54 protein-coding genes are annotated in these 22068 nt (G+C 29.2%); all 54 read right to left on the bottom strand.

The features are described 5' to 3' along the window. On the bottom strand, positions 1–751 hold a 751-nt coding region (locus tag ACRDDY_RS03255; protein ID WP_438563533.1), incomplete at its 3' end, for a hypothetical protein. Between the two features lie 97 nt (positions 752–848). Beyond that, positions 849–1184, bottom strand: a complete 336-nt coding sequence (locus tag ACRDDY_RS03260; protein ID WP_438563534.1) for a hypothetical protein — start codon at positions 1182–1184, stop codon at positions 849–851. A 33-nt stretch (positions 1185–1217) separates the two neighbouring features. After that, positions 1218–1391: a hypothetical protein gene (locus tag ACRDDY_RS03265; RefSeq protein WP_438563535.1), complete on the bottom strand. Its 174-nt coding sequence runs from the start codon at positions 1389–1391 to the stop codon at positions 1218–1220. Positions 1392–1500: 109 nt separating this feature from the next. Beyond that, on the bottom strand, positions 1501–1989 hold the full coding sequence (locus tag ACRDDY_RS03270) for a hypothetical protein (RefSeq protein ID WP_438563536.1): 489 nt from the start codon (positions 1987–1989) through the stop codon (positions 1501–1503). 126 nt (positions 1990–2115) lie between these two features. Continuing rightward, complete coding sequence (locus ACRDDY_RS03275) at positions 2116–2886, bottom strand: sigma-70 family RNA polymerase sigma factor (protein ID WP_438563537.1); 771 nt, start codon at positions 2884–2886, stop codon at positions 2116–2118. Continuing rightward, the gene (locus tag ACRDDY_RS03280; protein ID WP_438563538.1) at positions 2876–4150 is read right to left on the bottom strand and encodes a hypothetical protein; all 1275 of its coding nucleotides are present in this window, start codon (positions 4148–4150) and stop codon (positions 2876–2878) included. Before ACRDDY_RS03280 ends, ACRDDY_RS03275 begins: the two co-directional genes overlap by 11 nt. Before the next feature lie 18 nt (positions 4151–4168). Beyond that, the gene (locus tag ACRDDY_RS03285; protein WP_438563539.1) at positions 4169–4483 is read right to left on the bottom strand and encodes a hypothetical protein; all 315 of its coding nucleotides are present in this window, start codon (positions 4481–4483) and stop codon (positions 4169–4171) included. Between the two features lie 14 nt (positions 4484–4497). Beyond that, positions 4498–4740 carry a hypothetical protein gene (locus tag ACRDDY_RS03290; protein ID WP_438563540.1) on the bottom strand — a complete coding sequence of 81 codons (243 nt, stop codon included), beginning with the start codon at positions 4738–4740 and terminating at the stop codon, positions 4498–4500. Between the two features lie 69 nt (positions 4741–4809). Next, positions 4810–5055, bottom strand: coding sequence for a hypothetical protein (locus tag ACRDDY_RS03295; protein ID WP_438563541.1), 246 nt, complete (start codon positions 5053–5055; stop codon positions 4810–4812). Between the two features lie 3 nt (positions 5056–5058). Next, positions 5059–5223 (bottom strand): hypothetical protein, encoded by a 165-nt coding sequence (locus ACRDDY_RS03300; RefSeq protein ID WP_438563542.1) that lies wholly within the window; start codon positions 5221–5223, stop codon positions 5059–5061. Positions 5224–5233: 10 nt separating this feature from the next. Next, the gene (locus tag ACRDDY_RS03305; protein WP_438563543.1) at positions 5234–5599 is read right to left on the bottom strand and encodes a hypothetical protein; all 366 of its coding nucleotides are present in this window, start codon (positions 5597–5599) and stop codon (positions 5234–5236) included. 118 nt (positions 5600–5717) lie between these two features. Then, a complete protein-coding gene (locus ACRDDY_RS03310) occupies positions 5718–5891 on the bottom strand; it encodes a hypothetical protein (protein WP_438563544.1) in 174 nt (57 codons plus the stop codon). 9 nt (positions 5892–5900) lie between these two features. After that, on the bottom strand, positions 5901–6281 hold the full coding sequence (locus ACRDDY_RS03315) for a hypothetical protein (protein ID WP_438563545.1): 381 nt from the start codon (positions 6279–6281) through the stop codon (positions 5901–5903). Further along, positions 6278–6784, bottom strand: coding sequence for a hypothetical protein (locus ACRDDY_RS03320; protein WP_438563546.1), 507 nt, complete (start codon positions 6782–6784; stop codon positions 6278–6280). The genes ACRDDY_RS03315 and ACRDDY_RS03320 overlap by 4 nt, the downstream gene beginning before the upstream one ends. A 129-nt stretch (positions 6785–6913) precedes the next feature. Next, positions 6914–7315, bottom strand: coding sequence for a hypothetical protein (locus tag ACRDDY_RS03325; RefSeq protein WP_438563547.1), 402 nt, complete (start codon positions 7313–7315; stop codon positions 6914–6916). 35 nt (positions 7316–7350) lie between these two features. Further along, entirely contained in the window at positions 7351–7527 is a 177-nt protein-coding gene (locus ACRDDY_RS03330; protein ID WP_438563548.1) for a hypothetical protein, read from the bottom strand. A gap of 44 nt (positions 7528–7571) precedes the next feature. Next, positions 7572–8111: a hypothetical protein gene (locus ACRDDY_RS03335; RefSeq protein WP_438563549.1), complete on the bottom strand. Its 540-nt coding sequence runs from the start codon at positions 8109–8111 to the stop codon at positions 7572–7574. A 102-nt stretch (positions 8112–8213) separates the two neighbouring features. Beyond that, positions 8214–8762: a hypothetical protein gene (locus ACRDDY_RS03340; protein ID WP_438563550.1), complete on the bottom strand. Its 549-nt coding sequence runs from the start codon at positions 8760–8762 to the stop codon at positions 8214–8216. Between the two features lie 115 nt (positions 8763–8877). Beyond that, on the bottom strand, positions 8878–10101 hold the full coding sequence (locus tag ACRDDY_RS03345; protein ID WP_438563551.1) for an RNA-guided endonuclease InsQ/TnpB family protein: 1224 nt from the start codon (positions 10099–10101) through the stop codon (positions 8878–8880). Positions 10102–10120: 19 nt separating this feature from the next. After that, complete coding sequence (locus tag ACRDDY_RS03350) at positions 10121–10378, bottom strand: hypothetical protein (RefSeq protein WP_438563552.1); 258 nt, start codon at positions 10376–10378, stop codon at positions 10121–10123. After that, a complete protein-coding gene (locus ACRDDY_RS03355; RefSeq protein WP_438563553.1) occupies positions 10347–10571 on the bottom strand; it encodes a hypothetical protein in 225 nt (74 codons plus the stop codon). The genes ACRDDY_RS03350 and ACRDDY_RS03355 overlap by 32 nt, the downstream gene beginning before the upstream one ends. Then, positions 10571–10705 carry a hypothetical protein gene (locus ACRDDY_RS03360; protein WP_438563554.1) on the bottom strand — a complete coding sequence of 45 codons (135 nt, stop codon included), beginning with the start codon at positions 10703–10705 and terminating at the stop codon, positions 10571–10573. The genes ACRDDY_RS03355 and ACRDDY_RS03360 overlap by 1 nt, the downstream gene beginning before the upstream one ends. 12 nt (positions 10706–10717) lie before the next feature. Continuing rightward, positions 10718–10927 carry a hypothetical protein gene (locus tag ACRDDY_RS03365; protein WP_438563555.1) on the bottom strand — a complete coding sequence of 70 codons (210 nt, stop codon included), beginning with the start codon at positions 10925–10927 and terminating at the stop codon, positions 10718–10720. A 17-nt stretch (positions 10928–10944) separates the two neighbouring features. Next, positions 10945–11373, bottom strand: coding sequence for a hypothetical protein (locus ACRDDY_RS03370; RefSeq protein ID WP_438563556.1), 429 nt, complete (start codon positions 11371–11373; stop codon positions 10945–10947). 10 nt (positions 11374–11383) lie between these two features. Continuing rightward, positions 11384–11680 carry a hypothetical protein gene (locus ACRDDY_RS03375; protein WP_438563557.1) on the bottom strand — a complete coding sequence of 99 codons (297 nt, stop codon included), beginning with the start codon at positions 11678–11680 and terminating at the stop codon, positions 11384–11386. Between the two features lie 13 nt (positions 11681–11693). Continuing rightward, positions 11694–12050, bottom strand: a complete 357-nt coding sequence (locus ACRDDY_RS03380) for a hypothetical protein (protein WP_438563558.1) — start codon at positions 12048–12050, stop codon at positions 11694–11696. A 103-nt stretch (positions 12051–12153) separates the two neighbouring features. Continuing rightward, positions 12154–12690: a hypothetical protein gene (locus ACRDDY_RS03385; RefSeq protein ID WP_438563559.1), complete on the bottom strand. Its 537-nt coding sequence runs from the start codon at positions 12688–12690 to the stop codon at positions 12154–12156. Positions 12691–12727: 37 nt separating this feature from the next. Next, a complete protein-coding gene (locus tag ACRDDY_RS03390) occupies positions 12728–12982 on the bottom strand; it encodes a hypothetical protein (protein ID WP_438563560.1) in 255 nt (84 codons plus the stop codon). 2 nt (positions 12983–12984) lie between these two features. Beyond that, positions 12985–13440, bottom strand: a complete 456-nt coding sequence (locus ACRDDY_RS03395; protein ID WP_438563561.1) for a hypothetical protein — start codon at positions 13438–13440, stop codon at positions 12985–12987. An 11-nt stretch (positions 13441–13451) separates the two neighbouring features. Beyond that, positions 13452–13682, bottom strand: coding sequence for a hypothetical protein (locus ACRDDY_RS03400; protein WP_438563562.1), 231 nt, complete (start codon positions 13680–13682; stop codon positions 13452–13454). A 15-nt stretch (positions 13683–13697) separates the two neighbouring features. Next, positions 13698–14060 (bottom strand): hypothetical protein, encoded by a 363-nt coding sequence (locus ACRDDY_RS03405; protein WP_438563563.1) that lies wholly within the window; start codon positions 14058–14060, stop codon positions 13698–13700. 3 nt (positions 14061–14063) lie between these two features. After that, positions 14064–14234, bottom strand: a complete 171-nt coding sequence (locus ACRDDY_RS03410; protein WP_438563564.1) for a hypothetical protein — start codon at positions 14232–14234, stop codon at positions 14064–14066. After that, positions 14231–14482, bottom strand: coding sequence for a hypothetical protein (locus tag ACRDDY_RS03415; protein WP_438563565.1), 252 nt, complete (start codon positions 14480–14482; stop codon positions 14231–14233). Before ACRDDY_RS03415 ends, ACRDDY_RS03410 begins: the two co-directional genes overlap by 4 nt. A 43-nt stretch (positions 14483–14525) precedes the next feature. Then, the gene (locus ACRDDY_RS03420) at positions 14526–14702 is read right to left on the bottom strand and encodes a hypothetical protein (protein WP_438563566.1); all 177 of its coding nucleotides are present in this window, start codon (positions 14700–14702) and stop codon (positions 14526–14528) included. Positions 14703–14745: 43 nt separating this feature from the next. Continuing rightward, entirely contained in the window at positions 14746–14973 is a 228-nt protein-coding gene (locus ACRDDY_RS03425; RefSeq protein WP_438563567.1) for a hypothetical protein, read from the bottom strand. Next, complete coding sequence (locus ACRDDY_RS03430; protein ID WP_438563568.1) at positions 14960–15133, bottom strand: hypothetical protein; 174 nt, start codon at positions 15131–15133, stop codon at positions 14960–14962. The genes ACRDDY_RS03425 and ACRDDY_RS03430 overlap by 14 nt, the downstream gene beginning before the upstream one ends. Before the next feature lie 73 nt (positions 15134–15206). Further along, positions 15207–15788, bottom strand: coding sequence for a hypothetical protein (locus tag ACRDDY_RS03435; RefSeq protein WP_438563569.1), 582 nt, complete (start codon positions 15786–15788; stop codon positions 15207–15209). A 41-nt stretch (positions 15789–15829) separates the two neighbouring features. After that, positions 15830–15973 (bottom strand): hypothetical protein, encoded by a 144-nt coding sequence (locus tag ACRDDY_RS03440; protein ID WP_438563570.1) that lies wholly within the window; start codon positions 15971–15973, stop codon positions 15830–15832. Positions 15974–16127: 154 nt separating this feature from the next. After that, the gene (locus tag ACRDDY_RS03445) at positions 16128–16370 is read right to left on the bottom strand and encodes a hypothetical protein (protein ID WP_438563571.1); all 243 of its coding nucleotides are present in this window, start codon (positions 16368–16370) and stop codon (positions 16128–16130) included. 8 nt (positions 16371–16378) lie between these two features. Beyond that, complete coding sequence (locus ACRDDY_RS03450) at positions 16379–16801, bottom strand: hypothetical protein (RefSeq protein ID WP_438563572.1); 423 nt, start codon at positions 16799–16801, stop codon at positions 16379–16381. A gap of 11 nt (positions 16802–16812) precedes the next feature. Continuing rightward, positions 16813–17070 (bottom strand): hypothetical protein, encoded by a 258-nt coding sequence (locus ACRDDY_RS03455; RefSeq protein ID WP_438563573.1) that lies wholly within the window; start codon positions 17068–17070, stop codon positions 16813–16815. A 143-nt stretch (positions 17071–17213) separates the two neighbouring features. Then, positions 17214–17456, bottom strand: a complete 243-nt coding sequence (locus ACRDDY_RS03460; protein WP_438563574.1) for a hypothetical protein — start codon at positions 17454–17456, stop codon at positions 17214–17216. Positions 17457–17466: 10 nt separating this feature from the next. Further along, on the bottom strand, positions 17467–18069 hold the full coding sequence (locus ACRDDY_RS03465; RefSeq protein ID WP_438563575.1) for a hypothetical protein: 603 nt from the start codon (positions 18067–18069) through the stop codon (positions 17467–17469). Beyond that, positions 18062–18274, bottom strand: a complete 213-nt coding sequence (locus tag ACRDDY_RS03470; RefSeq protein WP_438563576.1) for a hypothetical protein — start codon at positions 18272–18274, stop codon at positions 18062–18064. Before ACRDDY_RS03470 ends, ACRDDY_RS03465 begins: the two co-directional genes overlap by 8 nt. Beyond that, complete coding sequence (locus ACRDDY_RS03475; RefSeq protein ID WP_438563577.1) at positions 18267–18401, bottom strand: hypothetical protein; 135 nt, start codon at positions 18399–18401, stop codon at positions 18267–18269. The genes ACRDDY_RS03470 and ACRDDY_RS03475 overlap by 8 nt, the downstream gene beginning before the upstream one ends. Before the next feature lie 118 nt (positions 18402–18519). Then, complete coding sequence (locus tag ACRDDY_RS03480) at positions 18520–19122, bottom strand: hypothetical protein (protein ID WP_438563578.1); 603 nt, start codon at positions 19120–19122, stop codon at positions 18520–18522. 114 nt (positions 19123–19236) lie between these two features. Next, positions 19237–19932, bottom strand: coding sequence for an MBL fold metallo-hydrolase (locus ACRDDY_RS03485; RefSeq protein ID WP_438563579.1), 696 nt, complete (start codon positions 19930–19932; stop codon positions 19237–19239). After that, positions 19929–20147, bottom strand: coding sequence for a hypothetical protein (locus ACRDDY_RS03490; protein WP_438563580.1), 219 nt, complete (start codon positions 20145–20147; stop codon positions 19929–19931). Before ACRDDY_RS03490 ends, ACRDDY_RS03485 begins: the two co-directional genes overlap by 4 nt. Positions 20148–20149: 2 nt before the next feature. Continuing rightward, positions 20150–20386 carry a hypothetical protein gene (locus ACRDDY_RS03495; protein WP_438563581.1) on the bottom strand — a complete coding sequence of 79 codons (237 nt, stop codon included), beginning with the start codon at positions 20384–20386 and terminating at the stop codon, positions 20150–20152. Between the two features lie 4 nt (positions 20387–20390). Further along, positions 20391–20570 carry a hypothetical protein gene (locus tag ACRDDY_RS03500; protein ID WP_438563582.1) on the bottom strand — a complete coding sequence of 60 codons (180 nt, stop codon included), beginning with the start codon at positions 20568–20570 and terminating at the stop codon, positions 20391–20393. Between the two features lie 9 nt (positions 20571–20579). Next, complete coding sequence (locus ACRDDY_RS03505; protein WP_438563583.1) at positions 20580–21140, bottom strand: hypothetical protein; 561 nt, start codon at positions 21138–21140, stop codon at positions 20580–20582. Between the two features lie 9 nt (positions 21141–21149). Beyond that, positions 21150–21338, bottom strand: coding sequence for a hypothetical protein (locus tag ACRDDY_RS03510; RefSeq protein WP_438563584.1), 189 nt, complete (start codon positions 21336–21338; stop codon positions 21150–21152). A 30-nt stretch (positions 21339–21368) separates the two neighbouring features. Then, positions 21369–21638, bottom strand: a complete 270-nt coding sequence (locus ACRDDY_RS03515) for a hypothetical protein (RefSeq protein WP_438563585.1) — start codon at positions 21636–21638, stop codon at positions 21369–21371. Further along, on the bottom strand, positions 21639–22049 hold the full coding sequence (locus ACRDDY_RS03520; protein ID WP_438563586.1) for a hypothetical protein: 411 nt from the start codon (positions 22047–22049) through the stop codon (positions 21639–21641). It abuts the gene before it with no gap. Positions 22050–22068 lie beyond the last annotated feature (19 nt).

Below are 22068 nucleotides of genomic sequence, written 5' to 3' on the forward strand. Positions count from 1 at the left end.
CTTGTTTAAGATTACTATTCTCTTTTGCAAGATCTAGGTTTATATTCTTCAACTCCTCATATTTAGCCTCTGATTTCTCTATTTGAGTAAGTAGTGCTGAGATTTCCTTCGGATTTGCTTGTGATTTCTTTTCGTTTTCCGATGCAAGGTGCTTATTCTCCTTTTTTAGTTTTTCGAGCTCTATTGATTGTTTACTTAATATTACAGCCTGTGCTTGATATTGGGATTCTAGTTCTGTGTACCTTCCATCTGCTGACTCTATGAGCTTCATGGCTTTGAAAAGTTTGTCTTGCATGATTGACTCTGAGTTTGTTAGCTTGGATTTTATACGAGTAAGGTATTGTATCATGTTGTCGATTTCGTCAAATTCGTGGTCATCGGGTGGGAGAGTGAGTTGGATTGAGTCCAAGTCCATTACTGTTAAACCCTTTTCTATTGACTCCTTTAGTTCGTTTGCAAGTAGTACAACTTGGGAGATTGCACGCTCACGCCCCTCATTTTCCATTGATTGTACAATTTCTGATTGGTGTGCAAAGAAGTTCGTGATTAATAGTTCCAAGTTTACATAGTATAGATTGTCGTATTTCTCTTTTAGTGTTATGTTGGAAAATTCCTCTGTTTTCTTAACTAAAGTTGAAATTACACTCTTTTTAAACCCTTCTCTAATTCCACCCATTTGGGCGAATTTAAGGTCGTCTGTGAAGTTTATTATTGCTTCCCCTTTTGGTGTTACCATTTTTACGTTTTTCATTTTCATTCCTCCTGTTGTAGCCTCTGCTACATCGAATTAGTAGGATGAAGCCCTACTTTTAAAACTATTATTGTATGATATACATACCCCATATTTTTTATAATAAATGTAAGTTCATAGCTTCATTTTTATCTGCCGATTCAAGTAGAAATTTTGGTGCAAAATCGTTTATGGCTTTGTAATATCTTTTAATTTGTTGTGCTCTAGCGTTTAATGTAGTAACAACAGTCCCATGCTCTAAATCTGCAATAACGATTGTTGCATCTGTAAGTATGATGTGTAGTTGTATTATACTATCCTTTTCAACTATAAACATATCATGTATTTTGTTCTTCTTTGCTTTAACATTTCTGTCCTTTTCTCTTTCTGAATAGTGTTTTGTAATATCTAAGTCTGGCTTTGCTCCTTCATATCTTTTTAATATTGTTAACATAATAGATTTCCTCCTCTTTTAGAAGAGGACTCTCTATTTTTTAAGAGAGTCTATCTCTTCCTCTTTGGACATGTGCTCTTCTTTTTTATAATTAAGAGCACTAGATATAAAATTCTTTTCAGATTCACAAATTGTGTCTACATCGACACCACATTTTTTCAAAGCCTCCATAATGGATTCTTCTAAACTCTTCTTGTTTTCTTTCAAATTACTCTGCCCCCTTTGGCTTCTTCGATAGTTCGAAGGTATTTGGTTGTATGTCCTTTCTGTTATGAATTAAGTATATATCATAATAGAAAAAATGTCAAGCTTTTTTTTATTTATTTTTTAATTTTTTTATTTTTCTGCTATACATTTTTATAGAACCCTCAGAAATACCGAACTTTTCAGAAGCCTCTTTGTAAGTTTCCCCTGTTTCAATTCTCCACTCGTAAGCTTGTTTTGTCACGTCTGCATGGTTTGTATTTCTATTCCTCGTTGCGTATTCTACGCTTGGAAATTCTAGTCCGTGCTTTTGTGCATATTTTTTTATTGTAAATAAAGTGTATTTAGTTTTTCGATATATTTCCTCTTGACTCTTGCCTTCTACTAGCATGTCGTATGCAAGTTTAGACTTAGGTATATATGGTTTAGGTTCACCTTTTGGTCTTCCAGAAAACCTAATTCCTTTGTCCTCTAACCCCTTTCTTTTTATGTATTGAGTAAGATAAGAACCATCTATTCCAAACATCTTACAAGCATCATATTTAGAGGTGTTTTCATGTTTCATATAGTATTCATATGCTAACTCTACTGGCTTTTTCATTTCTTCCTCCTTTGTTTGATTTATCTTTATACAAGTATAATAACATGTAAGTAAAATTCTGTCAAGATATTTTTAAAAATTTTTATAACTTTTTTAAAATAAAAAAAGAGAGGTTTTAACCTCCCTTTAAATACATATTACATTGCTAGATTTAAGTGAATATATAGTTGGAACAGATATTCCAAATTCAGCAGATAACTCCTTTGCAGACTTGCCACTTTCAAGTATTTTATTGACTATTTCAACGGGAATTTTAGTAACCCTTATCTTTTTAAAAGTAGGCTTTATATTGACGTTAGACATCCTTTTTAAACCTGCTGATATAGTTAGAGCCACATTTTGAAAAGAGCAATTATATTTGTCTGCTATTTCTTGATAAGAATATCCATAGAAATAATATAGGTTTATAAACTCCATTTGCTTCCCTCTTAATTTTTTAAACATATTTTCAACCACTACTTTATTTTCAACATCAAATATAGAGTTGTCACTACTAATTAAATCCAATACATTCCATCTTCCAGATGAACTATTCTTAGATTTGTGTTCCCATGTGCAAATAGAAAAGCTAGTCCTATCTATGTTCTTCTCAAATAAATGCACAGGTTTTCTTATAAGTTTATCTTCCCACGAATATCTCATAATCTTCCATTGTACACGATTGTACAAGTGAGTTACAAATGAATGTTTATGAACCCTAGGGTTGTACTCTTCTATACACTTCATAGTTACAATATAAGCCTCTTGAAGCCAATCTTCTCTCATAGTACCCATTTTACGATAGATAGAATCCTTCAATGGAATTGTACAATGCTCTAAAAGTGTATTTAAATCTATTTCGCCTTGCTTGTATAAAACAAGGCTTTTATTTATATCATGTCGCTCATTATGACTCATAATTTACCTCTTTATCTTCATCTCTTAGTATCTGGTAGACTGGGAATTGAAGAGAAAGACCTCCTCTCTCGTTTTTTGACTCACCTTTGGCTTTAACCTCTATAATTCTTCCTACGTAATGCTCTGGGTCAGCTCCAAATAATTCTCTATCTTCGTCTGTGAATCCTCCACCAACTCTTAAATCATATCCTTTGTAGTCAACAATAAATCCACCAAAACAACCTTCAAGTTTACTTCCTACTTCGCCTAAAAACCAACCTTTAATTGGTAAATCTACATACATAAAAGTTTTAACTTTTATAACATTTGTAGTTTTACCTTTTTTATATAAAGCATCTTTGTATAAACATAACCCTTCTAAACCTTTAGAGTCAACGATATCTAAATTCTTTTGAATTTCAGATTGGTCAGTACCAACATACATTATGTCACATATAGATAAGTGAGTTGTATTGTTGATTTTATCCTCAAAAGATTTCAACAATGGCATTCTATCAGATATATATTTACTTTTAAAACTCTCTGATTCAAACTCTTCTCTAGAGATTATGTCAAATATTTTGAACTCTATTTTAAGTTTATCGTCAGAATAGTCTTTAGCATTAAGGATTGATATAGTTTTTCTAAGACGTTGATTGTCTGTCATACCATCTTCTAGCCTACAAATAAGCTCACCATCTACCACATATTCCTTTCCAAATACAGATTCGATTTGGTCAACTATATGATTCATCCAAAAGTGTTCTTTATTTTGTCTAGTTTTCATGTCATGTCTGTAGTAAATACCACGAGAGCCATTCTCTTTTAGTTGTAGCATAAATAGTTCATTGGGTTTAAGTTTTAATTTAGCATTAGCCTCTGGCTTTTGCACTTCAAAAGTAGGTATTAATTTATCCCACACCTTATTTACAGTCTTAACTTTCACTCCAATTTTAAAATCTTTACAAATCATTCTTGTATAAAACTCTCTTAAATCATCTCTTTCATCTAAAAATGCCAATACTTCTGCTCTCAATTCATCATTAATATTTGACTCAGATAGTTCATCTAGCATATTAAATATGTCATTCCACTTAGATGTTCTACCATCTGATTTCTTTCTAAGTTGAGCTGTTGTGAGTTTATATTTCATCTCTGGATTATATGTGTAATACAAAACCTCCTGTAATACCTCATTGTCTTTATTGATATTTAATATCTCTATTTTACCATTTGTAGAAGATTCTGCACCTACTAGTTGTATTACTTTCTCAATGTTTTTCATTTATTTCCTCCGATTATATTATTTTTTTAAAAGTGGTTTAACTTGTTCGTATAAAAATTCTAAAAACTTATCGTAATCTTTAATTAATTCTCTGTCAAAATGGCAACCTACGTACTTTCTACTAAGAATATCTCCATAGCTTTCAGACATACGTAAAGTAGATTTGTGAAAATTTAAAACTATTTCAAACCTATTTTCATTCACTTCAAATCCATAAATACTTGCTACACCTCTATAATGGTCTACTTCCCAACCTTTATATCTAAGTATTTCTGGCAATCCATATACTTTTTCCATTTCTTTCATCGCATCTAAAAATTCTTGTTTATTCACGACATCCTCCTATTTTAAAATTTCACTCTAAATTCTTCAAAGAAAAATTCAACTTCCATTATGTTGTTAAAACTTGGTTTTTCAATTTCAAATTTATCAACAATAAGTTTTGAATAAAACCTTTTATTACTATTGTATATAAATTGATTGTCAAAACTTATAACTATACATTCGTCGTTTTCTTTTAAATATACAGTTAAACTTCCTCTATGATACAAAACTTCTTTTATGTCATTTTTACTTATTTTTCTAATCATTTTTCCTCCTTAATAAAATACGTGTTTTATTGCCAATTTTTGTCCATTTTTCTAGTATTTTTGCTTATTTTATACCATTTTTGCCATACAAACCATGTCTTTCATGCTCATTTTACCAGAAGTTTTGGAATTATTTGCATAAATTAGGTCTCTTAACTTCGCTTTGAATATTTCTTCCTTTTTATTAAGTTTATTTAACTTATTTCTTTTAATCACCAAAGCTTGATAGTTTGGGTCTAGCGTATGACTAGACCCGTTAGCTCTATGCTTTGCTCTTAACTCTGCCATTTGTTTTTCTACTTCACATATATTCATATTCTAATTATCCCCTTTGTTAATGTGTCTTAATGCAATAACCACAACTGTTATTGTAGCCCAAATAGGCCACCAGTCGATTAACATTCCCACTACAGATAGTAGCGTTAAACCTATGAAACCAACTATGTAAAATATAATTATTAAACCCAACATTGCTACTATCATTTTCTACCTCCTATTTAGAAACTTTTTCTAGAGCTTCTTTTAGTTTTAAAGTTCTATCTGCAAAATTTTTATTTGAAAGATGAGTAAGTCTTTCTATTGGACTCATATCATCATCATGTTTGTCTATAATGTGAGCCTCAATTCCAGAAGACATGGTAGAAAGCATCATTAACACATTAACTTTGTTTTTAGGCACAAATTTGTCTTTATCTATATTTTCACTTATAGAATTTAACCCAGCTATTGTAAGTTCAGTATATAACATCGATTGTCTCTTACATTCTCTATACGACCCTTTGCACTCGTATTTATATTCTTCTGCCATTACATTTGTTCCCACTAAAGTTATTAAAGCTACCATTATTAATTTTTTCATTTTTACTACCTCCCGAATTTGTTTTATCTTTATATAGTTATATTATCACACATCCAATTTGTTGTCAAGATTTATTTAAAATAATTTATTGAAAATTTTTAAACTATAAGGTATACTGTTATTTATCTGCCATTTCTAAAACCCTTAGGATTAAAGAAACATCTCTGAGGTACATTTCTTCTATTACCTCACCACATTTTAGAGTAATTTTGTAAGTCTTTGCGACATCTCTTCTAACTTCTACACTTTTAACCAAATAATGATTTTTGATTTGTTTTAAAGAATAATTCATTACAACCTCCTATTGACTTGCTATCAAATATGCTATAAAAACAAATACAGCTATTATTATCCAAGACACATACTTCTTCTCTGGGTTCTTTTCATTATATCTATCATAACTACTGACATCTACATATGCAGTGTTGCCTTGAGAAGTATACGCTCCAAAATATCTAGAGTACGCTCCAAAGCCTTCTCTTGAATATTGTTTTACAATTGTATCACCCACAAGCATCATCTCACCCTTCGCACAATGAACGTTATTACTAGCTAATTTTGTCACGCTTAGATTCTCCATGTTTTGAAGGTGTAAAACATCATACTCTTCATTTCCTTCATATACTTCCACTATTCTGAATTTTGTTACTTTACCTTTATAATTACTGAAATACGGTCTCATTGTAATGCCTCCTTTATTTTTAATAAATCAACTCCAAAAGCTTTCCCAATTTCATTCATATACTCTACATTGATGTGCGATGAACAATTTACTTGCTTAATCTTATCATTGTGGAATATAATATCTGCGTGTCCATTATGAATAGTGTTCCAAGTAGACACATCTATTCTACCAACTTCTTTTTCGATTAACTTTTTAACAATGTGTGAACACTCATTAACCACTCCGACACCATGTCTTCTAATGCAAATATGACACTTTAACGCTGAATGATATTCGATGTCATCAAACCCTAGCTTCTTAATCAATTCTAATTTGTGAGAAGAATAGTTATCGTTGTCAAATACTCTAATTGTGATTGTGGAATAAGTGGAATCTAATATTGAAGTTCTATTTTTAATTTCTAATTCTAAATGCTTAACTATTTCTGCTGTTTCAGAATAACTTGCGTTCTCTCCAAGTTGTATTAATCTATTTCTTAATTCGATTTCTAAATTTGTCATATATCCTCCGATTTGCTTTTTATTTTATATAGGTATAATACACCCAAATATAAATTTTGTCAAGCTTTTTATATAAATTTTTATAACTTTATTTTTAGGAAATAAAAAGAGGACTAAAAAGTCCTCTAACTAAAATTTATTATCAAATTCTTCTACTATCATTCTTTTTATTTTACATGCACAATAATCATACGACCTCCCAGTTTCTTTTTGTAAGGTGCATAAAAAACTTATATGCTTCAACAACATATCTATTTTTGCTCCATTCGAAAGTTGTTCATATTGAACTCCAAGAGCTGGTATAAAATATTTTAAACTAGGAAGTACACCATCGCAACATTTAATATGTTTGTTTTCTAACATCTTATTTACGAAGTACAGAATCACATCTTTTCTAATCTCCATTTTCATGCTTATAAAAGTACAAACTATGTCAAATTTTATTGAATCTGATAACAATTTGTTATCAAAAGCCTCCTCGAATAAAGATACTTGTTCGTTATTTTCAAAGCAATATTTCCAATTGTTCATTTCGTCACTCCTTTTTTATTAATGAAATACCTATTTTAAAGCTTGATATCGCTTAAAACTATGAATGTTTCGCTATCAGAATCTTCAAATTTACATGTGAATAGCTCTTGAATGTCGTTAAATTCATTCTTTTTCTTTTCGATACACACATCTAAATCTCCATTCTTTTCTCTAAATAATTTTAAAGCAAATTCTAACTCACTTATTTTCATATTATTTGTCCTCCTTAAATTTATCTTTAATTAAATCACACATATTAACACGATTCTAAAGCTTTGTCAATCTTTTCTTTTAATTTTATATATTCTTTATATTCATCACTATTTAATATACGATTGCGTTCAGCTTCTCTTTCTTTTTCAATTTTAACCAACTCATCTTTTTTATCTTTTAATTTTGAAAATTCTTCTTTCCAATTTTCTGAGAACACAACACTAGGAATATTATATACGCATTCATCATTATCTAATACTTCCACTCCATCTTCACTGATTAATAGTCCTTGAATGAAATTTGGGTTAAATTTTTCTTTGTAAATTTCAAATCCAATGTCAAGTTCTTTGGCGTGTTTTAATCTGAACATAATTTTTTCATACAACTCTATCATCATATCATCTAGAGAATCATATTCAAAAGTCTTATTCTCTAACTCTTCAACTTCGTTGTCATATGAGTCTATTATAGAGTGAACACCATTAAATATTTTGTCTAAGTCTACTGGCTCTTTTCCACCCCTCATTTGTTTTATATCCCACAAGAAGTTGTAATGTGGGTGTAAGTCGAATATTTTAATCATATATATTTCCTCCTTTGTTATTTCTATAATTCATAGTATCATAAGTTGTAAAATATGTCAATCTTTTTATTAAAATAATTTAAAATAAAAAAAGCACAGGTTTTAAATAAACCCATGCTGATTTTGCAATCCTATATATCTGTCTGCTACAAACTTATGCTTAAACATTTTCCTAATAAACCATTCTTTTAACTCGCACAATTTGTTATCCATGTTTGTAGAATATATTCCATATTTTGCAGTTGTAAATTCACACTCTCCAATTATGTAGTAGCTATAATATATAGTTCCCATAACACCTAGTGTTTCATCTAAATATTTTCCCGTGATAATATCTTTATTTATAAAGTGCACTACTGTGCTTCCAGAATCTATACACAATACTGCATACATTTTATATCTAAACGGTTGTTCAATCATCTTATGATAGCTATTCCAATGACACTTGTTGTTACGATATCCTTTTGTTGGAGTTAATATATCATCTCCATCTATTCTTTCAAAATTTTTAATCGCAAACTTTTTAATTCTGCTAACTAATACTTTTTCTAGCTTTGGCACTATATAGGTGTCATATATGAGCTTACAAACGTCTAAAATGGTTTTGGCTATTACCAACCCTATAAGTATAAATAAAATTACGTTTAACACTGAAATACCTCCCGTTTTTACGAACTATGCTTAGTTTTTACTGTTGTTTGAGCATAATTCTTTGATTTTTAGCTAATAAAATGGCAAATCTATTCTCATTGAGATTTTTGGTAAATCATGTCTTACAGACATTTATAACCAATGGGGTTAGATTACCCACTATCCCATAGCTAAAAGCATTTGGGAATACCTTTTTCATTATTTGCAAACTTCCATTTACATCTGAATTTATTAATCCATTTTCAGATTTAAATAACCCTCTGAAAACTCTTCTATTTTTATTATAATTTTCTTTTACAGGTTCTTCGTTGTCTAAAAATGATGTTCCACTTGTATAACTTTCATTTGTAGTTATAAACCTTATTCCTACATCTTGACATTTATATTCTAATTGTTGTATAAATTTGTTATATGGAATAAATATGAAATTTTGATTATTTTTATCTCCTATATTACATTTTTGTTTCCATTTTTCATTTAGTCCAACAACTAGTGTATTTATGTTATTTTCTATGCAATAATTAATCACAAATCTACTTGCATTGTGAGTGAAGTTATGTATTCTGTTATATCTCTTTTTATTCAATACATTTGCTTTATTACACCAATGTTTATTATTTCTTTTCATTACTTCACTTTTTATTTTACTCAACTGTTTGTTGTAATACTGATTTATAGATTTAACTCCTTTGCCATTAACAATCAAAGGTTTTAAACCAACATTGTTTGACAAAGTTGCAAAGTTATTAACTCCTAAATCAATAGAACACACCCTATTATTTTCAAAAATCTCATTATTTATATGTTTTTCGTAAATAATCTCCAACGTAAAATAATCATTTTGTGGTACAAATCTTATCGAAATCAACCTTCCTTCTACTTTCGTCTTTATACCTTTTCCATTCATCCCTCCTAAGCATTTTAATTTAAATTTTAAAACTCCATCTTCTATAAACGCTTGATTATTCTTTATAAACCAAGTAAAAGGTTTGCCTTTATCTCTGTATTTTGGTAACTTAGGCATTCCCAAATACTTGCTTGGATTTTTCTGCCAATCTTTTATAGCCACAAAATAAGACTTCCAACTTCTGTCTAATACTTGCAATACACATTGACTAGCTTGTGACATTAAGTCTTTGTATGGTTGTGATGTTTTTAGTAGCTTTTGTGTATCATGGTAATTTAAATATTTACCATTATTTATAAACTCTTGTCTAACAACATATAATGCGTAATTATACATATTATTAGATTTAATACAATAATCTCTTATTGTATTAAACATTGGATGTCCTTTGTTTATTTGCTGTCGCTCTGCTCTATGAACTAAAATACCCACAACAACCCCTCCTTAGTTTTTATAATTTTGTAATAAAGTCTACAAATAAAAACAAACTATGAATCAAGTAAAATAATATTGATATACCAGTCACAACTCCAATTCCAATAAGTGCTCCATAACAAAGTCCAGCCAACATGGTTTCCTTGCCATTAATTATATCTATACTACCAAACAAAACTCCAATCATCAGAACTATCATTACGATAAATCCAATTACTATTTCTTTTCTCATACCTCCTCCTTTAATAAATATTTTCCATAAATACTTCTGCATCTCTTTTAAAATCTTCTATATTTCCAACATCAATATACAACTCTTTAGTCACACATCTATCGTGTCTGTAATATTTATATAATCTTAAGTGTTCGTAATCATTAAAGTCAAATATTAAATACTCTGTTTCTAGATACCAAATCTCATTCTCATTCATAAAATCTATTATGGCCAATACATCTTTTGTGGACATTACTTTCCTCCTTTGATTAATAATTGAGACACCACACTTATAATCTCTGCATCAAGTATAAATGTAAATAAGAATAGAAAAGCGAAATCTGCTTTATATTTAGCGTTGATAAACGCTAGTAATAATGTTAACATTTTAATCCTCCTTTATTTTTTAATAAATTTAGTCATACAATCTAATGTGTAAAATAAACAATAAGCACTAAACATAAGTATTGTGGTAGTTGTAAGCGAAACTGCTATAAATCCACATACTGTATAATTTTTATTCCATACGTCTATAACACCAATAATTACAGAGCATATCAAGCATATAAACACTGCTAATCCTATTGAAAATTTAAAATATTTAAACATAATTCCTCCTTTATTCACTACTTTACTTTACATATATTATAAACACATGGACTAAAATCGAAGTGGAAATATCTTCCGTCTTCTGTATAAGAACATACATCGTGTCCAAAGTCAACACACATAGGATTGGTGTGATATCCATTTTTATTAATAACAACTCCATATCCATATTCTTCACTATACACCCTATCACCTATTTCAAACAATGCTAGGTTTTTATTTTCCTTTTTTACATTTCTATCTTTTTCACAATAGCGTTTTAACTCTCTTGAAACTCTATTAAGTTCGTCTGAAACAGAATTTAAATACTTTTCCATTTCCTTAATTTCATCTTCATTACTAGTGTCTAATAACATTCTTAGGTCTTTCCATCCTAATGCTATTTTATCATTTAATTCTAATGTTTTTTGCATAATATCTTTTTTGTCATTAATTTTCTTTTTCACCATTCCTCCTTTATTTCAATTTACTTATTTTTAATTTTAATCCATGCTTTTTAGCAAATGGTTTTAGCATACTAACTATAAATTCTTTTAACTTTGTGTTTTTAAGACTCCGATCAAAATCGTTTGTGAAATCAAATATTTTTCTTTTTAATCTCCACTCTTCAAGATAAGCTTCTTCGGTTTTATATGTAAATACACCTTCTCCGTACCTAGATATTTTTATAAAAGAGCGTTTTGTTTTACTAAATTTATAACCTAATACAAATTCGTTTGACTTAGTTTTGAGTCGTATGTAATATTTTGACAATAAAATCCTCCTTTTAATTTATAGTATTATACTTACACACAGTGTTTTGCAAAACTCTAAAGCCAGTTTTAATGCAATCTCCATCTTTATAAAACTTACAAGTTGGACATGTTTTTGTTGTATGTAGTAAATTTTTATCGTATTCAAACTTTTCTATGGCGTAGTCTGAAAACCAGTAAGCCACACCATCAACAAATCTAATACGAATATTAAATTCATCTCCAGTTTTTATTATTTTTATAATCTTACCAACGCAACTATTGTGGTAGTAGAAATCCATTTCATCTCTCCAACCAAATTCTAGGTCAAATTTGTCAAACTCTTCGTCTGTCATAGATTTAATAATAACTCTATCTCCTACTTTAAACATTTAATTCCTCCTGTAATCGTTATACACATAGTATACACTCAAACAGTTTATTTGTCAAGATTTTTTTTAATAAAAAAACAGAAATAAATTAATATCTCTGTTTTTAATAATCATATTTTTTGATATATTGGTAAATTTTACCTTCTTTTTGAAGTAGATTTTTCATGTACCTACGTTTTCTCATATTTTCGAGTCTATACAAAGTTAATAAATCATCTATTGTTATAGGTCTCGCCTCTTTGTTTCTTTTAGGCTGTCTAATGTAGTCTAATCTATATCCATGCTCATATGTGTATACATTCTTCTCTCTGTCAATCACAATCTCACTTCTTCTCACACTTATAACTCCAAATTTATCTGGAATAAATGACATAGCCTTTTCGACTAAATCCGATGGTAATACAAAGAATGTTCTACATATATTATTACAGCTATGGCCGTGCTTCTTTTTTAAATCTGCTTTAACATCAGATAGGCTAATTTTAATCTCGTATTCTGTGATAAACATATTTTTGTTTACTGTCAACAAATCACATTCATGAGAAACTATGCCACTGCTTTTAGTTATTCCAGTGGCGACTATCTTTTCTTTCAAGAAAAAGTGTTCTGTAAGTGCATATTCTATCTCTTGTGTATTCATATTTTACTCCTTTTAAATTGATGAAATGTTTATTTTATTATTCCATCATCTCTAATTTATTTTTTCTTCCATATTTCTTTATATACCAATCTTGCAACACTTCGCTTGTACTAGGAATAGTAGATTTATATACATCTTTTGATTCAAGTTGATATATAATTTTCTCACATCTAGGACACAAATACATTATATAAATATCTGACATCCAAATTGAATAACTACTTTGTCTTTTACCTATTCCTATATACTCTAAGTTTTTATGAAAACCTAATAAGCATTTAATATTTTTCATAATTAACACCTCTCCATATAGATAGCACCATTTTTGTCAATACTATCAACTTTCAACCCAAAGCTTTCAAATAATTTAAAACCATAAAATGTATATGTTTTAGCGTGAAAGTATAAATTCTCTAAATAATTATCAGATTCTTCTATTAAATTACAAATTGCATCTTTGGCATGGTTCTTTTTTCTATAATTTGGCTCTACATATATTCTTTTAATTAGCAATTCTGAATCAGACATATAGTATGCAATAAAGCCGATAGCCCTAGATTCCCACACATGTTTTTGTTTTACTTCATCTCTCACAAACTCGTTAATGTAAATAGTTTTGCAGATATATTCATCTAAATCTTTATAATTTGGCAACAAGTCAAACACATTGTGTCTCAACGCTCTGTGTTCGTCATGCAATTTGTTTATATATTCATATATTTGTTCTTTAGTTGAATCTTTTAACATCATAATTACCCCTCCTAAAATCCTATTATTTTAACATCAAACCCTAGCTCGTTAAGAGTTTTCTCGTAATATTCACTTGTTCCTAAGTAAAACGTATGAGTAGATAAGTATAGTATTCTAGACTTGTTTGACTTTTTACGTACATTTGCTGATATAATACAGTCTCCATGTAATGTTTTTAACTCTATATAGTGCTCATTTGTTTCTAAACCTTCAAAATCTTTAAAACTTCTTACTTCTTTCACGATAAAACCTCCATTTTAATCTAACACTTCTACATATTCTTCTAATTCAAAAAACCAAACTCTTTGTGTGTAAATATTATCTTCATCTTTTAAAAGAGTTGACAAGCAAAATTCTTCGTAATCCCAACGTCGCTCTTGCCAAACAAAATCTTTTCTTGGCTCTTTATACACAACACTAGCTGGAACACCAAATTCTTTCTTTAAATTTAAAGCATTTTCTTTTAGCTCAATTAAAGCATCTTTTGCACTAACTTTTTTATTGTTACAAAAGTCTCTTCTAGCAACCACAACGCCTTTTATTAAATCTGTTCCATTCACAAATATAGGTTGTGGTTTTGTAAACATATATACAACATTGTTTCTATATTTTCCACTCATCTGCTAATCCTCCTCTATTATCTCAAATCTACTCTTTAAAAACCACCCACCACAAACCCTAAATAACCGTTCTGTTAGAAAGTAGTCATATGAGTAGATTTGCTCTTCATATATTTTACCTAGTGTTAAGAAATGTTCTACATCTTTATTGTCTATACATTTTAGTTTCCTCATTTCAATGCACCAGTTTTTACAAGCTTATTATTTTCTACATATTTAGCGATATGTTTTGCTGACTCTCCAGTTAGCATAACAGCCTCCACCTCTCCATCTTGTTGTTTCATGCAAAAATATTCACTATCCTCTAATTCAGACGCACATTGAATTATTGCAGTTGCTAATTTTAATCTGTCATTGTTTGACAAATTTTCCAATGTCTTGCCTATAATATTTGTTGCCTCTTCGTAAGAAGTATTTTTCATTATCTTCAACTCCTTTTTGTCGATAAAATCTATATTTTAATACCTACTTTTTTATTTCATATAAATATTCAGACCTAAATATTTTACCACACTTTTCACACTGAAAATGACTTCTACAATTGAAATATGTTATGTTATCACCATAGACGTTTCCTAGATGTTTTATTTCATGGTCACAATATACAAACCTTCTAAACAACATAATTAAAAACTTTTTCATAATATGCCTCCTTGTAAAGAGTGGGACAAACCCACTCTTATATTTATTTTTCTTGAATTTTCTGCAAAATAATGCTATTTTCTATTAAACTATTTATTGGATATTCTTCTATTTTAGCTTTAACACCATAGAACTTATCCTTTAGATTTTCAATTCTACCTTTTAGTATTTCTTTGTCAAAACTAACTTCAGTTATATGAGTATACTCTTCCTCTTTATCAATAGTTTCATATGAAACGTTTAGTACATACAACTTGTCAACTATTACCATTTTCTTCCTCCATCTCTTTTAATATAGACTTAACAAAGGGGTCCATTTCAAACCCATGTATATTGCACTCTTGATTAATTCCAACGTACTTATTACTTAATTTACAATAGATAGAGCCATATTTATTTTGTCTTATATTTTGGCAAATTCTACATACCATTTTTAATTTCCTCCTTTGTTTTGTCTATACTTAATGATAACATTAATTTGAAAAACTGTCAAGAATTATTTTATTATTTATTTAAGAACATCTTTTCATAACCTTTTACTAAATATTTAACTCCATTTCTAACTCTATAATGACTTCTAACTAGCCAATTATCAGCCTGTTTTTCATAATGTCTGCCTTGAGATTCCTTTTTGACATAAGATATATTTGATATTATCGTAGGTTTATTAGGGTTGTATTTATATTTACTAGGTTTAATAGACACTTTTAATTCTTTTTCAGATACAATAAATTCTTTGTCTTGAGCTATTTTTATATTTAACATAACAAGGCATAAATATTTTCTCCACAAAACTTTATCTAAAGCCTCAACTCCATCTTCAAAATTACTCCTCATATTGGTTATGAGTTCATTGTCGATATAAGTTTTACCATCTTTGAATGAAACTTTAACCATTACGTCAAGTCCTCTTTTATACTTTTTATCGTTCTTAGCTTCTATATCAACGCCTTTTAGCCAATATGATTCACCGTCAAACAAGTCTAATATTCTGCAATACCCGTTTTCTGTATCTAAAATTTCAATATCTTTCGAGATTTCCTCTGCTTCCTTTAATGGCAAATATTCAAATATTACTTTTTTCATAAACTATCCTCCTATTTTATTTTTTTGGTTGAATTAAAACTTTATATATTTTCCCATTTTTCTTTTTTTTTATAAACATAAAATGGCTTTGTTTTTATATCTATATTTTTAGGCTCTGGTCTTGCACCTGCAAAACCCTTGAATCTTCCACCTATTCCACTTGAATCGTACATATCTACTACCATAATCATACCTCCATTTACTTTATGATATTATTATAATTCATAAACCAATATTTGTCAAGTTTTTTATTACTTTATTTTAAAATAAAAAGAGCAGAATATCTGCTCTAATTTGATGATAAAATCACGATTTGATTTTTAAATGTAAATTTATTTACTACCAACTTATTCTAAAAGCTCCATTTTTCATATCTTCCACGTTATAATCCAACCATCTTAAAACATCCATATCTAACGTGGATAAACCTTTGTTAAAATATACTATATGTCTTCCACCTTTTGCAGATGCTTCGTCAATCATTACGTGTAAATTTGGATGATAAATCACCATTTTGTGCCTATGTTCATCATAGACTTTGACTACCATCTCTCTAGATTCTTTTGCTGATTTTAAACCCATAACTCCTCCTATTCTTGTTCATATTCTACTTCTTCATAAGTTCCATCTATACATATTTTATACTTATTCACACCAATGACATTGTAAAACGGTGAACTCTCCTTAATTCTATTTTTAAATTCATCCCACAGATTATCTAATCTCTCTTCTAGCCATTCTCTGTCGTCATCTTTTATATTTTCCAAATAGTCTTTATTGCAATATTCGCTTTCACTATGTGCCATTTCTTGAAAATGCTCTATCATTCTCCAATATATATCAGAGCCGTTATCTGTATAGGGTTGCTCTTTCCCAACGTAAACAAATATATAACCATCTCTAACTAAATCTTCTGTATCACTATCTTCCAAAGCTTGTTCTAATGTCTCTTCTATAGTTTTAAAACCTCCTTCATTATACTCTTCATCATTATAAGAATACGCAAACGCCATTTAATTCCTCCTTATTTTCCAAATACTATGTCAATATCAATTTCATACCTTTCGCATTGTTCTGCAAATTCTTTTTTAGCCTTATTAACTGCCATTATTAGAGATTCGTACACCATTTTGTCGTATGCCTCTTTCTTATTAAAACCTCTGTCCAAATAACTTTTATACAATAAATAAATTTCTTTATGCGTCGTTTTACAAAATATTGAATTAAACAATACTTTTTCTTGTACAGATTCTAATTTATGACTGTCCACCAAAGATGCCATAGCATATCCACGTTTAGCAAAACTACGTATGCTTATGTTTAATTCTCTTAATTTGGTATGTGTATCCAAGTTTTTGAATATATGATACATTCTTATACCATAATATGAAGATTCACTCTGTTTTGATTTTACTCTCAACAAACTCATACATTCACCTCATAGAATCTTTTAATCTCGTCAATATACTTTTTGTCATCAAAGAATATTTTGTTTACAGAATTATACATTACTTGACCATTTGGCATTTCAATTTCTAGCCAATAACAGTACTTCTCAATCTTCTTTAGCTTCATAATTTTTAAAATCATTTTATTGTACTTATATTCATGCAACCACTCACAATGTGGATTTTTAGATTCCACAAATCTTTTAGTCCAAATTACCATACTTCCTCCTTTAGAATGAAAATGATTTACACATTGGATAGTGCAATAATCTTTCCATATCTTTATATTTTATAGCAAAGCTCGTTCCTTCGTACCTACCATTATCTTTTCTTCTACCATCGTAGAATAATGTTTTATTTAATTCTGTTCTAACATCTGCGCAATTGGATTCATCTATTATTTCATAACGACTTTGTCTTTTTATCCAGTCTTCATAATACAACCCACATTCATCTACTCTAAATGTATATCCACCTTCATCTTCTCCCCATAACAACCATTTACCATTATCTAATTTTGTATGCTTAGGACAAACTAAAATATATGCTTCTTCGTAAGTTGGCTCGTGTGAAAACTTTACATCCCAAAATGTATTATCTTTTGCTATTGATAATAAGTCGTCAAAATACCAAATGTCGTCATTCCAGTGTTCTAATGTTTTCTCAGACAACTCTCTAGTCTGATTCATAACTATATTAGCTTTAACCTTAAAATCTATGTCATATACTGTTTTGGATATTTTAACGTTGAACAACCTACCACTTTCTTTTTCTCTTACATGAGCGTACGCTATGCCTTTTGCAATTAGATACATTAAAACCTCTTTAGTCATTAAAAATTACCTCCAATTCATCTTCATTTACATACTGCCATATCATTCCATTAAAAGTTTCAATCTTTTCTCCTGTTTTCTTATCTTTCAATACACCTTTTTTAGTAATCAAAGTTTTGTACATACGTGTAAGTTTTTCAAAGCAAACAGCTTTTGTTTCACCATTTACTTTGTAAAATCCTATAAATTTGTGGTAATTATTCATCCTCTTCCTCCTTCTTTTTATCACACCCACTAATTCTATTGTGGATTGTTATTAAGTGTCTTATACAAAATCTTCTTAAATTATCATAATAGACACAATTTTTACATTTGTTTTTATACCTACTCACTCTTGTGTTCTCCTTGTGCGTTTGTTACAAGATAAGTATATCGCACATTTTGGTTTTTGTCAAGATTTATTTTATAAAAGTTTAATAAAAATAAAAAGAGCCACGAATGGCTCTAAGTTTATTTAATCATATTTTTAGCATTGTATTCATGGTTTGTCATAAACCCAACCTCAACATCTCTTATTTCTGAGTCAGTTACAACTACTGTTATTACTTCTGCATTCTTTTCATAATCAGTAAAACTCAAGCTTAAAAGTTCTGGAATGTCTTTAATTTTCGCAATTTCATTTATTTTGCCAAGTAATTCTGTGTTATTTTCTAATACGAATTTTGCACGAAACTCATCTTTTCCAATGTCTCTGTATTTTGTATGTATTATATTAAGTAGCTGAGGGTGTTTTATTGGTGTTGCAGAATCAGAAGTTACGCCACATGTTGTAATTCTATTTTCTTCGATATAACTTCTTAACTCTTGTATTTTTTCATCTATTCCTTCTATTGTACAATACTTTTGTTTCGATTCTAAAAGATTTAATTTGGCAATAACTAAATCACTTTTTGTTGGAATTGATATAACACCATTCTCTTTCGATACATTATTATTGTTCATAAACGCATATTCTAATCTTTCTAATTTAGTTTCTAACTCAAGCAACTCTTTAAATACGTCTAGAGCTTTTGTATATCCAAAAAATTTTTCTAAATTTTTAAATCTATTCATTACTTCCTCCTAAAAACCTAGACCTTTTAATGTGGATGTCTAGCACCTTGTATATTGAGTATACTACATATTATTGTTTTTGTCAAGCATTATTTATATAAAATTGGAATTTTATTAATAAACTCTATATCCTTTATATTTATTATTATGGTAGAAATAAACCTTTATATTAGTTGTAGCCAACACAGGTATTAGTTTTTCATCAAATACTTGCTTTGACATATGCACATTTCCTTCATAATGAGCTAAAGATATATCTTGATAATAATGAGTTAATTTTGCTATATACGAATCTGTCATCCTCATTTTTATTTCATCTGGAACATCAAAAGAGTCTCCACTAAAATATATAACATCATTTTCATGTCTAAACAATATTCCAAAACAATCTAGGTTTGAAACATGCTTTGTTCTCACATATCCAAAGAAGAAATTACCATAGTCATTAGAAATTATATTCTGAGAATTAAGTTTCCATAAATTGTATTGACATTTGTCATTTCCATTTATTTCCATAAGTCTTTCTATGCTATATACTAAATCTTCATGTACTTTTATATCCAAAGGTATCTTTTTAATGTAATATAAATAGTGAGATAGCGTTGACAATCCATTTACATGGTCTGCATGAGTGTGAGTTATTAAAACATTAACTCTTTTATAAACCTTCTCGTCTAGTAATTTCTTTATTGCAGAAAAGGTGTTTTCACCACAATCTATTAAGTATAATTCCTCAGCATACTCAAAGTACGCACAAGAGTTTGTGGTGTCGTCGAATGCTCCACCATATCCTAAAAATCTTATTTTCATTGTACCTCCTCGTAGTCAAAGAACAGTTCTCTAATTATGTCCAAATAATAGCTTTCACATTCCTCATACTCTATAGTTTTAGTTAATTCATATATCTTTGCATACTTTTTACCACTCTTATCTTTTAACACATACACAAAAGGCGAGTTTTTGACTTTCTTTTTCTTTAAATTTGCTAAGAAAAAATTACATTCTTCTTTGACTTTTTTGGCCATAATTACACCTCTATGTTATGCTTTTTAATAAATTCAGATGATATATCTAAATCTTCATTTTTAACTTCATATAATCTTCTCAACTTTTCATTATACTCCATCTCAAACATATCTCTTTTTAGAAAACTTTGTTTCCAATCTTTACCATAGCTAATCTCATATTCCATTTCTAATTCATTTTTAATAGCAATTTCTTTAATGGCATCTCTGTATGTATTTACGAATTCATTAAATTCCATATAATCACGCTCCAACATATGAGTATTCTGATAAGACTACACAATCCTCATCGCAACAATACTCATCAGAATCACATTTGTGTACATATTTGATTGGAGTCCACTCTCCATTCTCACTACAAGCAAAAACCTCTTGCTCTTGGTTTTCTAACAGTAATTTCTCAATTAACTCTTTTACCTTCATATTTCCTCCTTAATTATATCCATTTGCTCTTAATAAATCTCCATTCCAAGATGCAAAATCCAATATTAAATTTCTAATACATTCTGGGCTTTGAGTTGACGTCGACCATTCTGGTATAAAATTCCAGTTGGACATCATTGAATCCATGTCTTCGTATCCCATAGCGTTCAAAATATTCACAACAGTACTTACATGCAAGTGATTGTATTTATCGATAAGATTTTTATTTTGCTTCGCCCATTTATGATGAATATCATTTATTTTGCTTTGAACTATATCTACGATTCTAACAGTTTTCCTATTTGCATAAACTACAAACTCTATTTCAAGCTCTCTCCCACCTTGCTCAATTAAATATTTAGAAAATTCTTTGGTGTCCACAGACTCATGTAAGTATTTTAAAACCCTCTCATTTATCCCACCAAGTCCACACCCACTACATTTGATGTGTGGAAAGAAGTGTACATTGTCGTCTATTCCTTTTTTTGATATTTTCTCAATCCATTTTAGTGTATCTAGTGCCTTTATTTTTGTTGATTCTGCACATTTTTTAGTTAAAAATCTTTCCATATTACCTCCTTATTTTACACTATTTCTAGCTACTATTTCTCTTATTTCATCTTTAGTTTTACTTCCAAAGTATTCATCAATTCTTTTTAGCTCTCCAAGTAGTCCTGCTTGTGTGTCATTATTCCAACTTCCACCAGTTAATACTTTGAAAAACCTAAGTTTTAACCTACTTTTATTTAATTTTTGTCTTTTAGTCACAATACCTCCTTAATAAAATGATGATTTCAACTATGATATCCAGCTCTCTAAATCAACAAACTTGGTAGTTCTAAATTTGTTTTCCAATATTTCATTAAATACTTCTGAGTTGATTGAATTTGTGTAGTCAAACTTATCTTCAACCTCACTTCTTTTTCTAGTTTTTAAATTTAAAAATATCATTTTTATTTCACTTCCAACTTTTCTTGTAGCGATAACTACGTTGTTATCTATTGCTACAGCCTCATACATATCTCCTGTTGGGTTTAATGCTGTCGTAAATTTGTCACCTAATTTCAATTATTTTACCTCCTTGTATTGTACAACCCTTTGTATCTCTACTACTTCTAGATTAAGTCCATACCTTTCACTATGTTGTTTACACCAAGATTCTGCTAAATCTATATAAGTTCCATAGCTTCTTGTACTACAACGTAAAAGCAAGTTTAAGTCATCTGTTTCACACTTATCATATGACCCACCATGAAACTCTTCTGTGTATTCTTCATAAAACCATTTTCCAGTATCTTTGTTTCTTAAAACATATATAGAAAGTATTGATGCTTTAAATTCTTCTTTTTCAATTATGCTTTTTAATTCTTCTAATCTTCTTAAACATCCCTTCTTTCCAAAATTTGCCTTTGTGTGATTCTTTTTTATCTCACACTCGATTTCTTCGATAATGTTGTCTAGGTATTGTTTTGATGTCATTATTTCCTCCTTTTTAAGT

The organism is Clostridium sp. (assembly GCF_051656525.1).
Classification (GTDB): Bacteria; Bacillota; Clostridia; order Clostridiales; family Clostridiaceae; genus Clostridium.

What these genes read in the sequence shown, in the direction of transcription:
- ACRDDY_RS03350 (WP_438563552.1), bottom strand. Translation starts at nt 10,378, where the DNA reads ATGCAGAAGTATTTATGGAAAATATTTATTAAAGGAGGAGGTATGAGA.
- ACRDDY_RS03380 (WP_438563558.1), bottom strand. Translation starts at nt 12,050, where the DNA reads ATGTTTAAAGTAGGAGATAGAGTTATTATTAAATCTATGACAGACGAA.
- ACRDDY_RS03480 (WP_438563578.1), bottom strand. Translation starts at nt 19,122, where the DNA reads ATGAATAGATTTAAAAATTTAGAAAAATTTTTTGGATATACAAAAGCT.
- ACRDDY_RS03300 (WP_438563542.1), bottom strand. Translation starts at nt 5,223, where the DNA reads ATGATAGTAGCAATGTTGGGTTTAATAATTATATTTTACATAGTTGGT.
- ACRDDY_RS03485 (WP_438563579.1), bottom strand. Translation starts at nt 19,932, where the DNA reads ATGAAAATAAGATTTTTAGGATATGGTGGAGCATTCGACGACACCACA.
- ACRDDY_RS03520 (WP_438563586.1), bottom strand. Translation starts at nt 22,049, where the DNA reads ATGACATCAAAACAATACCTAGACAACATTATCGAAGAAATCGAGTGT.
- ACRDDY_RS03455 (WP_438563573.1), bottom strand. Translation starts at nt 17,070, where the DNA reads ATGGCATCTTTGGTGGACAGTCATAAATTAGAATCTGTACAAGAAAAA.
- ACRDDY_RS03260 (WP_438563534.1), bottom strand. Translation starts at nt 1,184, where the DNA reads ATGTTAACAATATTAAAAAGATATGAAGGAGCAAAGCCAGACTTAGAT.
- ACRDDY_RS03325 (WP_438563547.1), bottom strand. Translation starts at nt 7,315, where the DNA reads ATGAACAATTGGAAATATTGCTTTGAAAATAACGAACAAGTATCTTTA.
- ACRDDY_RS03490 (WP_438563580.1), bottom strand. Translation starts at nt 20,147, where the DNA reads ATGGCCAAAAAAGTCAAAGAAGAATGTAATTTTTTCTTAGCAAATTTA.
- ACRDDY_RS03465 (WP_438563575.1), bottom strand. Translation starts at nt 18,069, where the DNA reads ATGACTAAAGAGGTTTTAATGTATCTAATTGCAAAAGGCATAGCGTAC.
- ACRDDY_RS03270 (WP_438563536.1), bottom strand. Translation starts at nt 1,989, where the DNA reads ATGAAAAAGCCAGTAGAGTTAGCATATGAATACTATATGAAACATGAA.
- ACRDDY_RS03500 (WP_438563582.1), bottom strand. Translation starts at nt 20,570, where the DNA reads ATGAAGGTAAAAGAGTTAATTGAGAAATTACTGTTAGAAAACCAAGAG.
- ACRDDY_RS03355 (WP_438563553.1), bottom strand. Translation starts at nt 10,571, where the DNA reads ATGTCCACAAAAGATGTATTGGCCATAATAGATTTTATGAATGAGAAT.
- ACRDDY_RS03385 (WP_438563559.1), bottom strand. Translation starts at nt 12,690, where the DNA reads ATGAATACACAAGAGATAGAATATGCACTTACAGAACACTTTTTCTTG.
- ACRDDY_RS03360 (WP_438563554.1), bottom strand. Translation starts at nt 10,705, where the DNA reads ATGTTAACATTATTACTAGCGTTTATCAACGCTAAATATAAAGCAGAT.
- ACRDDY_RS03330 (WP_438563548.1), bottom strand. Translation starts at nt 7,527, where the DNA reads ATGAAAATAAGTGAGTTAGAATTTGCTTTAAAATTATTTAGAGAAAAG.
- ACRDDY_RS03460 (WP_438563574.1), bottom strand. Translation starts at nt 17,456, where the DNA reads ATGGTAATTTGGACTAAAAGATTTGTGGAATCTAAAAATCCACATTGT.
- ACRDDY_RS03315 (WP_438563545.1), bottom strand. Translation starts at nt 6,281, where the DNA reads ATGAGACCGTATTTCAGTAATTATAAAGGTAAAGTAACAAAATTCAGA.
- ACRDDY_RS03395 (WP_438563561.1), bottom strand. Translation starts at nt 13,440, where the DNA reads ATGATGTTAAAAGATTCAACTAAAGAACAAATATATGAATATATAAAC.
- ACRDDY_RS03405 (WP_438563563.1), bottom strand. Translation starts at nt 14,060, where the DNA reads ATGAGTGGAAAATATAGAAACAATGTTGTATATATGTTTACAAAACCA.
- ACRDDY_RS03425 (WP_438563567.1), bottom strand. Translation starts at nt 14,973, where the DNA reads ATGGTAATAGTTGACAAGTTGTATGTACTAAACGTTTCATATGAAACT.
- ACRDDY_RS03410 (WP_438563564.1), bottom strand. Translation starts at nt 14,234, where the DNA reads ATGAGGAAACTAAAATGTATAGACAATAAAGATGTAGAACATTTCTTA.
- ACRDDY_RS03275 (WP_438563537.1), bottom strand. Translation starts at nt 2,886, where the DNA reads ATGAGTCATAATGAGCGACATGATATAAATAAAAGCCTTGTTTTATAC.
- ACRDDY_RS03335 (WP_438563549.1), bottom strand. Translation starts at nt 8,111, where the DNA reads ATGATTAAAATATTCGACTTACACCCACATTACAACTTCTTGTGGGAT.
- ACRDDY_RS03420 (WP_438563566.1), bottom strand. Translation starts at nt 14,702, where the DNA reads ATGAAAAAGTTTTTAATTATGTTGTTTAGAAGGTTTGTATATTGTGAC.
- ACRDDY_RS03495 (WP_438563581.1), bottom strand. Translation starts at nt 20,386, where the DNA reads ATGGAATTTAATGAATTCGTAAATACATACAGAGATGCCATTAAAGAA.
- ACRDDY_RS03505 (WP_438563583.1), bottom strand. Translation starts at nt 21,140, where the DNA reads ATGGAAAGATTTTTAACTAAAAAATGTGCAGAATCAACAAAAATAAAG.
- ACRDDY_RS03440 (WP_438563570.1), bottom strand. Translation starts at nt 15,973, where the DNA reads ATGGTAGTAGATATGTACGATTCAAGTGGAATAGGTGGAAGATTCAAG.
- ACRDDY_RS03365 (WP_438563555.1), bottom strand. Translation starts at nt 10,927, where the DNA reads ATGTTTAAATATTTTAAATTTTCAATAGGATTAGCAGTGTTTATATGC.
- ACRDDY_RS03450 (WP_438563572.1), bottom strand. Translation starts at nt 16,801, where the DNA reads ATGGCGTTTGCGTATTCTTATAATGATGAAGAGTATAATGAAGGAGGT.
- ACRDDY_RS03310 (WP_438563544.1), bottom strand. Translation starts at nt 5,891, where the DNA reads ATGAATTATTCTTTAAAACAAATCAAAAATCATTATTTGGTTAAAAGT.
- ACRDDY_RS03430 (WP_438563568.1), bottom strand. Translation starts at nt 15,133, where the DNA reads ATGGTATGTAGAATTTGCCAAAATATAAGACAAAATAAATATGGCTCT.
- ACRDDY_RS03415 (WP_438563565.1), bottom strand. Translation starts at nt 14,482, where the DNA reads ATGAAAAATACTTCTTACGAAGAGGCAACAAATATTATAGGCAAGACA.
- ACRDDY_RS03305 (WP_438563543.1), bottom strand. Translation starts at nt 5,599, where the DNA reads ATGAAAAAATTAATAATGGTAGCTTTAATAACTTTAGTGGGAACAAAT.
- ACRDDY_RS03280 (WP_438563538.1), bottom strand. Translation starts at nt 4,150, where the DNA reads ATGAAAAACATTGAGAAAGTAATACAACTAGTAGGTGCAGAATCTTCT.
- ACRDDY_RS03290 (WP_438563540.1), bottom strand. Translation starts at nt 4,740, where the DNA reads ATGATTAGAAAAATAAGTAAAAATGACATAAAAGAAGTTTTGTATCAT.
- ACRDDY_RS03295 (WP_438563541.1), bottom strand. Translation starts at nt 5,055, where the DNA reads ATGAATATATGTGAAGTAGAAAAACAAATGGCAGAGTTAAGAGCAAAG.
- ACRDDY_RS03390 (WP_438563560.1), bottom strand. Translation starts at nt 12,982, where the DNA reads ATGAAAAATATTAAATGCTTATTAGGTTTTCATAAAAACTTAGAGTAT.
- ACRDDY_RS03320 (WP_438563546.1), bottom strand. Translation starts at nt 6,784, where the DNA reads ATGACAAATTTAGAAATCGAATTAAGAAATAGATTAATACAACTTGGA.
- ACRDDY_RS03445 (WP_438563571.1), bottom strand. Translation starts at nt 16,370, where the DNA reads ATGGGTTTAAAATCAGCAAAAGAATCTAGAGAGATGGTAGTCAAAGTC.
- ACRDDY_RS03470 (WP_438563576.1), bottom strand. Translation starts at nt 18,274, where the DNA reads ATGAATAATTACCACAAATTTATAGGATTTTACAAAGTAAATGGTGAA.
- ACRDDY_RS03435 (WP_438563569.1), bottom strand. Translation starts at nt 15,788, where the DNA reads ATGAAAAAAGTAATATTTGAATATTTGCCATTAAAGGAAGCAGAGGAA.